Below are 14025 nucleotides of genomic sequence, written 5' to 3' on the forward strand. Positions count from 1 at the left end.
CCGGCCAGTGGTTTCGTAATGCTTTTTGTCGTCCTAATCCACATCACATTGAACCGGAGACTACTCACTGGCGATGTACAAACGCTTTTCAAGCGTTCGGAGAGAAGTGGTTTCTGACTCCTCCTCCCCAAACGGCATCGATGCCGGTTTTATACCAGAAAACGCAAAAAGGTCCCAATCCTTTTAATATTCGGGAGCAGAGGATCGTCCTTCTGGACGAAGCGGATTTCGCCACTGTGCAGCAGTGCTTCCTCGACCACCTCACCGACAATATCGGGAATGGGTAAAACTCCACCCCCACATTGGTCACATTCTTCCGCACTCAGGGCCAGACGGCCGCATGATTCACAAAGCACGCCGGGTTCCCGGTAACTTTCATCAACAATCAGCGTTTGGCAGGCGCCAAGATGTACAGAACGGATTACCCCGGGAAGGCCAACCACTGCGGCTCCGTCATTTCCGACCACTTTGATTAGACGTTCCAATGCATCCCGGTTCTCATTGTCTCGGACTTCCCGTTCGAGACGGAGTGCTTCTTCGATAATTTCTTTCTGAGTGCTTTTCGGATTAAGATTAACCCGGAAAGCGAGGCGTTTTCGGGGATAAGTATGGAGAACCCGGAGAAAATCCGGATAATCCTCTTCTTTCATACCTACGACCAGTGTGTCGAAATGCTCTTGGCGGCAGTGGTTCAGGATGCTGTCGGCAACGTCTTTATAATGCTGGATGATCCTGTTTTCCATGCGCCTTTCGATACGCCATTCTTCAACCCCGGCTAATCCACCGGCCTTGATCCTCCCGCGGATTGGAGTATGGAAGTTGTCGTGTTCGCGAATCTGTCCCAGAAATACCTCAAAAAGACGAGCTTCCCGATGATCGACTACTGCGAGCATGATTCGATGGTAATTGTCAAGTACGGCCAGTAACGGTCGGAGATAGGGAAGTTCGCCGACGACCACACGGGATCGGATTGGATGGGGAAGATGAAAGATATCAAACCAATCCCGTTCTGTGCATGAAAAGATGACCAAGCCCTTCAGATGTTCCATCGCCGGAAGGTTTTCATTAAGATATTTTTCAATGGAGCGGAAGTCTTTGGAGACCGATTCAGGCTTAAGAGATGTTTGGGTAAGGAATAATTTCCGCCCCTGCTCCAGCAGGGAATTCCCTTCCAGCAAAATATCACGGTTAGAAATGAGTCTGTCGATATTCAGGTAAAACGAGGTTACCGGAACTTTGTCACCGGAGAAGCGAACCAACCGGTTGATGCTCGATACGGAAATAAACGGATTCATCAATCTTCACCTCCCGTTCAACTCGCTCCTAAGGAATTTTAAACCCTGAATAGCATCCGAAAACGGAGGGGTCATGATCCCTTTCTCAGTAACAATTCCAGTAATCAGTTCACCCGGAGTCACATCAAAAGCGGGGTTTCCAACCGAGATACCGGGTGGTGATATCCGGCGGCCATTCCAGTAGACAATTTCCCTGGGATCACGCTGTTCGATGGGGATCATGGCTCCACTTTCGACAGTAAAATCAAAGGTCGACAGGGGTGCCGCAACATAAAAGGGTATGTTATGATAGCGACAAAGCACGGCAACTGTATAGGTTCCGATTTTATTCGCCACATCACCATTGGCGGCTATTCGGTCCGCACCCACGATGGCTTTGTCAATCACCCCCTCCAACATGTAGTAACCGGCCATGTTATCACAGATCACCGTCGCCGATATCCCGTTTTCAAATAATTCAAAAGCAGTCAACCTTGCTCCCTGCAGAAGAGGTCTGGTTTCGTCGGCATAGACCCGGATATTTTTCTTCTCTTTGAGGACCGCCCAGGTTATAGCCCCTAGCGCCGTCCCCCAAGCCGAACAGGCCAACACACCCGCATTGCAATGTGTGAGCACGGTATCTCCGTCATAGAGTAACGAAGCCCCGTTCCGGGCAATCGCCTCATTCACCCGGCAATCTTCCTCTTCAATTGACTGTGCTTCGGCGACAAGTCGTGCGACAATCTCGTGACTATCCCGCGGTGGGTGACATCTGTTCGACCATACAGCTCGCATCCGGTCCAGGGCCCAGAAAAGATTCACGGCCGTTGGCCGGGTCATCCGAAGTACCTCGTCCACCTCGTTGAGCCCCCCCTCGAAGGCTCTTTCATTACTGGATAGTAGTGCCATGGCACCCAAGCAGAGTCCGTAGGCGGCGCTCACTCCGATCAAAGGCGCACCGCGGATTGCCAGCGACCGGATTGCTCCGGCAATGACCCGATAATCAGACGTCCGGCGATAGATTGTTTCCAACGGTAACCGGGTCTGATCCAAATATTCCAGAGAATCCCCTTTCCAATAAATCGGTTTGAGCACAATCATTCCTCCAACTCGCTACCTATAATCAGGTTCCGGTTCTCTTGCCGTCAAAAACCGGCAGCAGAAAAACAGACGATCCCTCACCTTAGCCGGGCCTCACTCTATTTCACTAACAGGCAGTTAAGTCTATATCGCCACCTATAAATAATTATCAATGAGCCAATCGTCCAACCATAGTCCGGAACAGGGCAGTCATCTTCGGCTCAGCTTCCCGGGCTGCCTGAATCACTATATCATGGCTGACCGCTTCGATGGCTCCATCAATGGCTATATCCGTTATGCAGGAAACAGCAAACACCTTGAGCGAGGCATGCCTGGCGACCAGAACCTCCGGCACGGTTGACATGCCGACCGCATCAGCACCGACGGCAATGAGAAAGCGATATTCGGCGGGTGTTTCAAAATTAGGACCGGACAAGCCGGCATAGACGCCCTGATGGAGATAGATCCCCAGTTCGAGTCCAATCTGGAAGGCCATTTCCCGCAAGTGTGGATCATAAGCGTTTATCATATCTGGAAACCGGGGACCCAACTCCGGTTCATTCGGACCGATCAGAGGATTGTCGTGCATCAGATTGATATGATCACTGATCACCATCAAGTCGCCCCGCTTCATATTCCGGTTCATCCCCCCGGCGGCATTGCTGATCAAAAGAGTTTCAATACCCAGGGCTTTCATGACCCTTATCGGAAAGGTGACTTCTTTCATCGTATACCCTTCATAATGGTGAAAGCGCCCCTGCATAACCGCAACAGGCCATCCATTCAACTCGCCGAAAACGAAGTTACCGTGGTGGCTCTCGACGGTTGAGCTTGGAAAGTGGGGCAGATCCTCATAGGGAAAAACCCGCTCAGCACGAACATCATCGACCAGCGAACCCAGCCCGGTTCCCAGGATGATGCCGATCTCAGGGATAGAATCGATCCTTTCTCTGATGAAATTTGAACATTCTGCGATTTTTTGAAGCATATTCTCCATGATAGTCTCACCTCAATTGGTTATTTCCGGGGAAAAACCCTATGATAGGTTTCCCGGAGAATGGTCCGGCTTACATGAGTATAGATTTGCGTCGTAGAAATATCGCTGTGTCCAAGGAACTCCTGAACAATCCTGAGATCCGCTCCATTTTCCAAGAGGTGGGTGGCGAAGGTATGGCGGAAGACATGGGGGGTCACGGTTTTTTCGATCCCCGACAACCGGGCATACTTCTTTACCAGACCCCATATGCCCTGGCGGGTCAATGGCCTTCCAGAACTGTTCAGGAAAAAAGCTTTCACTGTTTTCCTGCCCGCCAGAATCGGCCGGCTCTCGATTCTGTAGTCCGAGAGTGCCTTTTTCGCTTCTTCGCCGAAGGGGACAATTCTCTCTTTAAACCCTTTTCCCCAAAGGCGAAGCATACCATTTTCCATGTCGATATGTGAATGCTCGATGGCTATCACTTCACTAACCCGCAGTCCGCTGGAATACAGGAGTTCGAGGATGGCGAGATCCCGGATGCCGTTTGGTCTTTTGCGATCACACGATGCAAGTATTCTTTCCACTTCTTCAGTGGATAGTACCTCAGGTAAATTCCGTCGAATACGCGGCAAATCAAGCAAGCGAGCGATATTTTCTTCCAGAAGACCCTGATTGATCAGGTATAAGAAAAAAGTTCGTAAAGACGAGATTCGGCGGGCCAATGAAGCAGGATTCAATCCTTTTCGATATTCCTTGTGCAGATATTCATCAAGGACAGGAAGAGTCAAATCATCTGGATTCAGGATATTACGGTCTTTCAGGAAATCGATGAAAACAACAATATCTCGTCCGTAGGCAAGCAAGGTATTCTCGGAAAGGCGCCTCTCCCAGAATAAATAATCCAGGTACGACTGACTCCTTGCTTCCCAGGTTTCCGCTTGCCTGGACATTGTCGTTTAGTGGAAATTGACAGGGGTATTGGTATTGACTACTTGGATCCAGAGCTTACCTGGATTGATCTTCAGTTCCCGTCCGTCCGGCAGGAAAAACTGGGTTTTATCGCGTAGATCGCGTTTTTCCCAAGTCAAACGCACCGCCTTCCCATCAAGAAAGGCCCAGCCATCACCCCGGCCGACGAACCTGATCTCAAGTCGTCCCTCAGCATCTTTAACTACTTGCTCGGTAATCTGGACGATGATCGTTGAACAAGTGATCTGCCTGCCATTAGCCGCATCGATGTGCGGTAAACCGTTAATATACCGGCGATAGATGTTCTGGATGGGATCGTAGACAAAGCGGACCTGGTAATCTCCGGTGAAGCCAATTTCCAACCGCCGTGCCTGCGGTGTACCTAAGTCCTCTTCCGGCGTCCGGAGTGGAAAAGCGACTGAGCGAATCGGCCTATTATAGCCGAGACTCTGCGCCTGGTTTCGTAGGGTCGCGATTGAAGTATATAAATTATACGGCGGCTGACGATCCCGAGTCCGCCAAAAAGCCTGGAAAAATTTAAACTCATCGATCGCGTTCACTCTCATTTCCCGAATCATCGTATAAGCTTCAACGCTGCCACCGACATGGGCAAAAATCGCGTCATTCTCGGCCGCTTTCATGACAAAATAAGGCCGGGCGCTACGGACCGGCCCCACCCGTTCCGGAACCTCACTGGCAAAAATGGCCAAAAAGCGAGTGATTCCTCCTTCCGTAGCTATTTCGTAGACGATGTCGGCCTGGCTAAGACCGGATTGGGGCCGCGCCTGGGGCGCATTTTCCATGACAATGGCAATCGGCCGCTTGGTAAATGGAGACCGTTTTTCGGCTTGCGGAGGGGGTGGCACGATTTCACCGGTGGCCAGTGTTTCTCCCACCGTACTCTCAATACGTTGTGCTCCTTCCCGGGCTAACTGAGCGAGCCTGGTCGATGCTCCGACCTCCTCCACCCGGGCCCGGATCGTCGCTTCAGCCTCGACGCCTTGCCAACTCAAATCCTCAGGGAGATCAATCCGCTCTCCGGCAGTACTCAATTTCGTTCCCGCCGGCGAAGCCTGCTCAACAACCATTTCCGCCGTTGGAAGATCAAGAGGTGGCTTGGGTATTTCCACCTGTTCCGCTTGCTGTTCCACTTTAGTCGAGATCTCCGTCTCGACTTGCGGGATTTCCAAAATATTTTCCGCACGGACTTCTTCTATTGGAGTCAGCTCAGCGATATCTACGGCTTCTTCCGCAACCGGCGACACCGGGGCCACCAAAGAGGGAATTTCCATCAACTGTATGACCACTATCTCTTCTTCCGGGGGAGGAACATATCGTGTAGCCAACCAATACAGAGAAACCAAGACAATAATCAGAATATTTAAAGCCAAGGAAAAAGAAACAGCAAAGGTCCAGACTCTCTTCTCATTGATAAACGACTTTTTATTCATTCTTATTTAGCTATTCGCTTGTCGTCGGCTGGGTGGCGACGGCAAGCTTCTCCGCACCGGCTTTCTTCAATATATCCATGACGCTGATGACTTTTCCATGGAGAACGTTTCGGTCGGCTTCAACAACGACAGTGGCCAAAGGATCATTCCTCAGGCTCACGACAACAAGCGAAGGAAGCTCGACAGCATCGATCAGAGCGCCATCGACATAGATCATGTTATTTTCGGTGATCGAAACGGTAATGGTTTGCGCTTCTTCAATCCGCGAAAAATCAGCCGAAGGGAGATTCACTTGAGCACCGGTTTGAACGCTGACAAAGGTTGTCGTGACCAGGAAAAAAATTACGAGCTGTAATACGACGTCCACGAGGGGCGTCATATTGATTTCAGCCTTTCGTTTCCGAACTGTTCGCCGAAACCGGAACATGTTCTTCTGTTTCCTCCCTTTCATTGTTCATGAACCTTGTCCGTGCTCCAGCGGTTTCCGCCAGACCGGAAGCTTCTTCAATCGCTTCCATGAGTTCGGTGCTGGTTTTTTCAATGTCGTTGACAATCGACTCAGATATGCTAGAAAGATAATAGTGGGCGATAACCGAAGGGATGGCGACTGACAAGCCCGCCGCTGTGGTGATCAAGGCTTCGGAAATACCTCCCGCCATTTCCATCGGTCTCCCCACTCCCACGGCGGCAATGACATCAAAGGCCCTGATCATGCCGGTAACGGTTCCCAGAAGGCCAAGCAGGGGCGCAACGCTGGCTATGGTGACCAGAACACCTAAGCGCTTCTCATAAAAAGGAAATTCCTGGAGAGCGACAATTTCCATGGCATCACGGGCTTCTCGGGGTGTTCCGTTGATGTAGCGCTTCAAGCCAGCCAAAATGACCCGGGAAGCGGGGCTGGGATTCTTTTGGCTAATATCGTGGACGGTCTGTAAGTCTCCTTGGTAGATCGCACGCCGCACTGCACGGAGATACTTCTTTGTTTTCTCTTTGGAAAAACGGAGCACATACCAGCGCTCCAGGAAAACCGCCAGAAAAACAACAGAGCAGCCAACAATGGGATACATGATGTATCCCCCTCTGGCTAAGACAGCAAAAATCTGCATCTACAACGACCCTCCTGACTTCAATTCGGATAAACAGCCATAGTGTACTCGCCTCTTACTGAGCTGTCAAGAGACTGAGCCTGTCCCAGGAACGCGTGACCCAAACGTCTTCTCGCCCACTATCAACAACCCGCTGATAAAAAACAATCGCATCTTCAGTACGGTCGAGATATTCCAAACAGGCTCCCAAAAGATACCCCGCTTGGGTGAAATGGCTACCATTCGGGTCGTTAACCAAACGCTCAAAATAAAACGCCGCCCGATCGAAACGTTCGAGGCCCAAATAAATTGTACCTATCCGCAGATGAACAGAATCAGCCTGTTCTCCCTCGGTGGTTTCGGCCAGTTCCTCTAAAACAGCCAATGCCGCTTCCGATTCACCGGCCTTGATCAGGAGGTTCGCAAACAGAGACTGCAATTCGATTCGATGCCTACCCTCACTCCCAAATCTATTCATATAATCAGTAATGAGTTCCCGGGCTTGATCAGGTTCCTCAGCATGATGCGCCGCCCAGACAGACAAATAAAGAATTTCTTCGCTCTCCGGATGATCGGGGTAGTCGCTAATAAACCGCCTGGCTTCAGATAAAAAATTCTGGTAGCGTCCGGCCTGGTAATCGTCGTTTAACAACGTTAAGCGGGCAACTTTCGCGTAATCGCTGTTGTTTACTAGCTGAATAAGGAGGTTCCTGGCATCCTCCATCCGGCCAACATTCCGATAGGCTTGCGCAGTTCTCCATAAAATCTCTCCTTTCTCCAAACTGAGAAGGGGTTCATACGCTTCGATAGTCGCATTCCAATCTCCAGCCTGATAGGCGATGTCTCCCAGGTAAAAAAGCGCTTCATCCCGAAAATCGGATACTCCTCCCGCCAGGGATTGCGTGAGGGATTCTTTCGCCGCAGTCAGATCACCTTGGAGATAAAGCGTTTTGCCGTACAGAAAAAGAACGATCGAGCGGTTCTCCGTTGAGAGATTTCCCTGAAGGATCTGGGAGAGTCGTTCCAGTGTCTGTGGATCATTACCGGCCACCAGATCAGCCGCTTCCTGAACCAGTAAAGCCTCTTCATCAACCAACACCGCATCGGGGTCTTGTCCGGCTTCAGCAATTAGCTCCGCCGACCGATCCCGATCCCCCAAGTTCTCGTAAGCCAGTGCTTCCAGGAGTAGAAAATCCGTCTGAAGTTCTTCACCAAAGCTCTTCATTCGCTCAATGTACTCTATCAATTTTTCCCATTGCTCGGTTTCAAAGGCCAGTTTCACCTGGAATTGGGCATAATCCAGTGGAAATGTCCGGCTCACCTCTTCAGACCATCCATCCATAACTTGCTCGGCCAACCGGGTTTCTCCGGATTCCAGATAGCTGGAAGCGAGTTTTAATCTTGCCTCTGTCCGGTAACGCCCCTGTGGATAACTCTCCAGGTAGGCCAGAAAGCCGGATATCGCCCTTGGCCAATCTTTTTTTCGATAGGAGGTATCGGCCGCCAGGAAGGCACCCTGTTCCCCCTCCAACTGAGCAAAAAACCGCTGGGCTTTTTCCTCCTCACCCAAGGCACGGTAAGAAAAACCGAGGGCCTCATTCGCCTCCTGAAGAAAAACACTCCCGGGGTACTGCTCCACGAAATACTTCAGTGCGTCAACGGCCTCCTCGTATTTTTGGTCCTGATAAAAACTCAATCCGTACAGAAAACGAAGTTTTTCAAGAGCCGCGCTACGCGGGAAACGAACCAGGAACTGTTGAAAAGCGACCCGGGCATCTTGGTATTTGTTTAATTTAACCATTGTTTCGATCCGGAGCGCTTCCGCTTCTTCCGCAAAATTTGCAAAGGGATAACTCTTGACCACCTCTTCAACAAGAGGTAACGCCTCTTCCCAACGTTCCAGCCGTACCAGGGTTACCGTCTCTCCCCAGAGAGCCAGTCCTTTCGTCTGGTCATCGAGTGGCAATCGCCTGGCCCGAGAATAATGTTCGTAAGCTTCTATCCAGCGTTTTTGCTCTGCGAATAACTCCCCAAGCAACAGATGCGCGTCCGCAAGGTCCGGATCTTCACGGACCGCTTTTAGTAAAAAATCAATAGCCTGTTCCGGTTGCTCCCAGGAAAACAATTCAAAACCGACCTGGTAATATTGCCAACCCCTCTCCCGAGCATCCCCAAGGAGAGCAATGCCTTTATCCCGTTCTCGTATGTATTGTTCGGTGTCACCCAGCCTAAAGTAGCAACGGGCCAGAAATTCATGGGCTTCCGGAAATCTTGGGCTCAGAACAGTTGCTTGCCGGAAAAAATCCATCGCTTCCTGGTAACGGCCTTCCTGATAATAATCCATACCCTGACGAAACTGATTCATGGCCTCTCGTCCGTATCGAAGTTCTTGAATACTCCGGTCAAGAAACCGCCGGGCCTGGCTGTCAAAAGGATCGATTTCAATGACCCGTTGCCAGATTTTAGCCGATTCTTCAAGTTTCCCAAGATCGTAGAGTGCCCGGCCCAGCCAGTAGTGGGCTTCTTTCATCTCCGGATTCAGCCTGGCAGCCATCTGGAAATACTCTACAGCGGTCGTAAGGTCCCCGGCATAGTAATAAGTGTATCCTGCCCGGTAGGCCTCAAAGGCGTCCCGCCCATAAATCGTCGCCCGTTCGGCAACTTCGGCGAAATATCTGGCTTCTTTGAGGTCGGGATTGAGACGGTAGGCTTCTTCCAAGAGTTCCTGGGCCCGGGATGTATTCCCCTGATCATAATAGATGACCCCCATGAGGTAATAGCCTTCAGCCAGGTCCGGATCGAACCGGAGGGCCGCTTCCAGGCTCTTCAGGGCTAGCTCAGGTTTATTCTGGTAATTGTAGGCATGGGCCAGCCGGAGGTGGGCCCGGCCCGCTGCGGTGATGGTCCACGCGGCTCTTTCGGCCTGGCCCAGTCTTTCCAGGAGCAAATTCCAGGTTTCCACTTCTTTGGCCATCCAACCGGTTATCCTATACATGTCCGCCAGGTAAGCATAACCCATCAAATAATCCGGACTCCGGTCCAAGGCGATCTGGGCCAGGGAAAACGCTTCCTGCCAAAGCGGTCGATCGGGAAACTGGTTTTCTCCATAGGCGAGAAGAGCTTCATCGCGCTTCTTGAGCCCGAGATAAAGCGGCTCGAGAAGGTCAACGTCAAAAACCGGGGCACTGTATCCGGCAGGCAAGTCCAAACCCAGAATAGCGAGGATGTCTCCAACGAAATATTCACCCAGCCGGCCTATCTCCGCCCGGTCGAACACTTCGCTTTCCAACTCAACATACCCGTCAATTCCTGCTTGATAGAGGCGCAGACTCACGATAAAGCGTTCGACGCCAGCTATGTCGCGCAACCGGAAGGAGCCGGTCATTAAATATTCACAGCCGATCCGTTGGCTCAAAACCTGAGCCGTTGTTTGGACAAGCACGGTATCCTTGGGAAGCCTGGCCTCCCGAATGATTTCGTCGACTTGGATGGAATCAACCAAGGCTACTGAGTCTATTCGTTCCAACGCGGCGTGCAGTATATCGCGCAGGAAATAACCCCAGTGTGAATTTTCTCCGCTACGATCGACAAGCGGAGCGATCCCCAAGCTGACCGTCTCTTGGGAAAAGGCGTTGGGAATAAACAGAAACGGAGTAAGAGAAACAATAAGAAAAAGGAAACAAATGAAGCGCAGCAAAAAGGACATTCCAACACCTCCAGAAACAATTATCCAAAACGGCCGGTCAGGTAATCTTCGGTTTCTTTTTTGGCGGGTTTGGTGAAGATCCGCGGGGTAGGACCAAACTCAATGAGCTTACCCATCAGTAAAAACGATGTGTAATCCGAAGCCCGAGCGGCTTCTTGCATGTTATGAGTCACTAAAATAATAGTATACTTCTCCTTGAGTTTTTTAATCAATTCCTCGATCCGCGCGGTAGCAATCGGATCGAGGGACGAAGCGGGCTCGTCCATCAAGAGGATTTCAGGCTCAACGGCGATGGCCCGGGCAATGCACAGCCTTTGCTGTTGTCCTCCGGAAAGATCCAGTGCCGAAGTGTAGAGCCGGTCATTGACCTCATCCCATAGGGCAGCGTTCCGCAAGCTCGCCTCCACCCGTTCGGCGATCTTTCTCCGGTCTCGCCAACCCTGTATTCGCAGGCCATATGCAATATTATCATATATACTCTTAGGAAACGGATTTGGTCTTTGGAAGACCATGCCGATACGCCGGCGCAGTAATACCGGATCCATATCTTCATCATATACGTTCTTTCCATCGAGCAAGATTTCTCCCTTGACCCGCATGGTTTCGAAAGAATCGTTCATCCGGTTTATGCTTCGCAGAAGCGTCGACTTCCCGCATCCGGAAGGCCCGATGATAGCTGTCACTAATTTTTCCGGAAAATCGAGAATGATGTCGTATAAAACCTGCATATCACTAAAATGCACATTAAAACGATTTATTTTCAGTTTTCCCTGGTTCATTCGATCACCACTTTCGAGAGGTGCGAATTCGTCTACGGAGATAAATTGCCAAAAAATTGACCCCCAAAACGAGCATTAAAAGGACCAAGGCCGTTCCATGAGCAATAGGAACCTGGCGTTCGGGACGGGTTCCCTCGGCCATCAATCCATAAATATGAAAGGATAGGGCCATGACCCGATCGAAAATCGAATCAGGCATCCCTCGGGTATAAAAAGCAGCGGCGGTGAACATAATCGCAGCCGTTTCACCGGCGACTCGTCCGACCGAAAGTATGAGTCCGGTCATTATCCCGGGGAAGGCTGAAGGGAGAACAACTTTCCAGATTGTCAGCCACTTGGTCGCTCCCAAGGACCAAGACGCCTCGCGAAAGGAAAGTGGAACAGTTTTTAAAGATTCTTCAACAGAGGTGATAACGATCGGCAAGACCATGATCCCCAGGGTTAGAGCTCCGGATATCAGGGAAACTCCAAAACCAAAGAATTTGACAAAAACGCCCAGCCCAAACAGGCCAAAAACAACCGAAGGCACTCCAGCCAGGCATTGAATGGCAACCCGCAACGGACGGATAATAGGGCTGGGTCGGGCATATTCGTTCAAATAAACTGCGGAAAAAACCCCCAGCGGCATAGAAACAGCGACAGATCCGACCACCAGGTAAAAAGTCCCTATAATCGCCGGGTAAATCCCTCCTTCGGTCATTCCCCGCCGAGGCATACTGCTGAGAAATTCCCAGCTTATCTCTCCTGCTCCCCGGAAGGCAACGAGGAAAATGATCGCGCCAAGAAAAAGGCAGATCAAAAACATGGAGGCCCCAAACAGGATAAACCAGGATTTCTGAATCAGATATTTTCTCCGAATTTCGGTCGTCATCTATCTTACCCGGCTGTGGTATTTGTAGACTATCCGCTCAACAAGCATATTCAAGAACAAAGTGACCAGGAATAAAATCACGGCAATCAAAAACAATACCTGGTAGTGGAGTCCTCCAAAGGGAGCTTCAGCCATTTCCGCGGCGATCGTGGCTGTCATCGCTCGCACCGGTTGAAATAGGGATGTGGGAATGACCGGGGATCCGCCGGCGACCATGAGAACGGTCATCGTTTCACCGATTATCCGTCCAGCCCCAAGAATAATCGAAGCGCTTATCCCAGAAAAAGCAGCAGGAAGAAGGACGTGACGGATGGTCTCCCAATGGGTCGCCCCCAAGGCAATGGATGCTTCGCGGTAATCACGGGGTACCGAGGTAATCGCGTCCTCGGCGACACTGACAATTGCCGGCATCGCCATGACTCCCAATATAACAGAAGCGGTAAAGGCGGTCAAACCGGTCGGAAGAGAGAAAACCTCCCGGATCATGGGGCCTAGAATAACAATACCAAAAAGCCCATAAACGACTGAAGGAATTCCGGCCAGCATTTCGATGACCGGCTTCAGAATCTCGCGTAATCGGGGCGAACATATTTCTCCAAGAAATATCGCGGAAAAGATGCCCAGCGGGACCGCAAAAGCCAAGGATCCGAGGGTAATCATCAGGGTTCCGGTAAAGAGGGGAAGAGCCCCAAATCGTGGAGGGGTAAAGGTGGGAAGCCACCGTTGCCCAAAAAGAAATTCAGAAAGGCTGACCTCGCGAAACGCCGGTAAGCCTTCCATAAAAAGAACCAGAATGATTCCGATCAGAAATAACAGTGACGAACAGGCAACGAAGAACAGAATTATCTCCGCTTGTTCCCACTTCCTGATTTTTATAATCATCACCTCCCAGGACGGTTTTTATTAAAGCAATTTTCCTGGGTAAAATCAACCGATCTGGCACTGTGTAAAAATTGTTTAATAGTATTCTTCTTTGCCGGCAACACTCCGGTAAGAAGAGTCGCAATTTCTTTATCCCTCATCCCGGATTCAAGGAGCCGGTAAAGGAGTTCTTCTTCTGGTAAGGTCAGAAAACGGCTTGGCTCATTGTCCACCCCCCGGATAACCAGGACAATTTCACCCTTGATATCCTCACGCCGGGACAACTCATCGACCAGGTCCCCAACGGTCATACGTACCTTTTCTTCATAGAATTTACTTAACTCACGACAAAGAAAAATTTCACGGTCGTTACCAAAATAACTGGCTATTTCCCGAAGTGTTTCCAATACCCGCCTGGGCGATTCATAAAGTATCACAGGAAGAGATCTAGAAGCGTAGAGTTCGAGAAGGGTAAGACGTTCATTTCGTTTCCTTGGGAGGAATCCCAGAAAAACAAATCCATAAGCACAGAAACCGGAAAGAACGGCCGCCGGGATCAATGCGGTCGGACCGGGGAGAACTTCAATGGAAATGCCGGCTTCTTCCAGTATCCGAACCAGTTCTCCCCCGGGATCCTGGATGCCGGGGGTTCCGGCATCGGTAACTAAAGCAATCTCGTTCCCCTCCCGAAGCGATACGATCATTCTTTCCGTCACCCGGGAACGGTTATGTGGACGATAATTGATCAGCGGTTTGTGGATATCGTATTGGGAGAGCAGCTTGCGGGTCATCCGGATGTCTTCACAAGCGATAGCTTGGACCCGGCGTAAAACTTCCAGCGTTCGCAGGGTGACGTCTTTCATGTTTCCGATCGGAGTGGGGCAAACTATGAGTCTGCCCCACTCCGGCTTATTTACCATGCGGTATGCATCAGGACTGCTCTTCGACAGTCAGCGGGACAAAATAGGTTCTC

12 protein-coding genes are annotated in these 14025 nt (G+C 50.6%); all 12 read right to left on the reverse strand.

Annotated features, from left to right (window positions below; all coding sequences use genetic code 11):
• Window positions 1–149 precede the first annotated feature (149 nt).
• Window positions 150–1295: a hypothetical protein gene (locus VLH40_00635; protein HSV30515.1), complete on the reverse strand. Its 1146-nt coding sequence runs from the start codon at window positions 1293–1295 to the stop codon at window positions 150–152.
• Window positions 1296–1301: 6 nt separating this feature from the next.
• Window positions 1302–2369, reverse strand: a complete 1068-nt coding sequence (gene mtnA, locus VLH40_00640; protein ID HSV30516.1) for an S-methyl-5-thioribose-1-phosphate isomerase — start codon at window positions 2367–2369, stop codon at window positions 1302–1304.
• Window positions 2370–2523: 154 nt separating this feature from the next.
• Window positions 2524–3351: a purine-nucleoside phosphorylase gene (locus VLH40_00645; GenBank protein ID HSV30517.1), complete on the reverse strand. Its 828-nt coding sequence runs from the start codon at window positions 3349–3351 to the stop codon at window positions 2524–2526.
• A gap of 20 nt (window positions 3352–3371) precedes the next feature.
• Window positions 3372–4280, reverse strand: coding sequence for a site-specific tyrosine recombinase XerD (gene xerD, locus VLH40_00650; GenBank protein HSV30518.1), 909 nt, complete (start codon window positions 4278–4280; stop codon window positions 3372–3374).
• Between the two features lie 6 nt (window positions 4281–4286).
• Entirely contained in the window at window positions 4287–5750 is a 1464-nt protein-coding gene (locus tag VLH40_00655; GenBank protein HSV30519.1) for a DUF3048 domain-containing protein, read from the reverse strand.
• 10 nt (window positions 5751–5760) lie between these two features.
• A complete protein-coding gene (locus VLH40_00660; protein HSV30520.1) occupies window positions 5761–6129 on the reverse strand; it encodes a biopolymer transporter ExbD in 369 nt (122 codons plus the stop codon).
• A gap of 7 nt (window positions 6130–6136) precedes the next feature.
• A complete protein-coding gene (locus VLH40_00665) occupies window positions 6137–6856 on the reverse strand; it encodes a MotA/TolQ/ExbB proton channel family protein (protein ID HSV30521.1) in 720 nt (239 codons plus the stop codon).
• Between the two features lie 55 nt (window positions 6857–6911).
• Window positions 6912–10541, reverse strand: coding sequence for a tetratricopeptide repeat protein (locus VLH40_00670; protein HSV30522.1), 3630 nt, complete (start codon window positions 10539–10541; stop codon window positions 6912–6914).
• Between the two features lie 20 nt (window positions 10542–10561).
• Complete coding sequence (pstB, locus tag VLH40_00675) at window positions 10562–11320, reverse strand: phosphate ABC transporter ATP-binding protein PstB (GenBank protein ID HSV30523.1); 759 nt, start codon at window positions 11318–11320, stop codon at window positions 10562–10564.
• Window positions 11321–11324: 4 nt separating this feature from the next.
• Window positions 11325–12191: a phosphate ABC transporter permease PstA gene (gene pstA / locus VLH40_00680; GenBank protein HSV30524.1), complete on the reverse strand. Its 867-nt coding sequence runs from the start codon at window positions 12189–12191 to the stop codon at window positions 11325–11327.
• Window positions 12192–13073, reverse strand: a complete 882-nt coding sequence (gene pstC, locus VLH40_00685) for a phosphate ABC transporter permease subunit PstC (GenBank protein HSV30525.1) — start codon at window positions 13071–13073, stop codon at window positions 12192–12194.
• Window positions 13073–13972, reverse strand: a complete 900-nt coding sequence (gene rsmI, locus VLH40_00690; GenBank protein HSV30526.1) for a 16S rRNA (cytidine(1402)-2'-O)-methyltransferase — start codon at window positions 13970–13972, stop codon at window positions 13073–13075. The genes pstC and rsmI overlap by 1 nt, the downstream gene beginning before the upstream one ends.
• Window positions 13973–14025 lie beyond the last annotated feature (53 nt).

This window comes from Atribacteraceae bacterium (assembly GCA_035477455.1).
Taxonomy (GTDB): domain Bacteria; phylum Atribacterota; class Atribacteria; order Atribacterales; family Atribacteraceae; genus DATIKP01.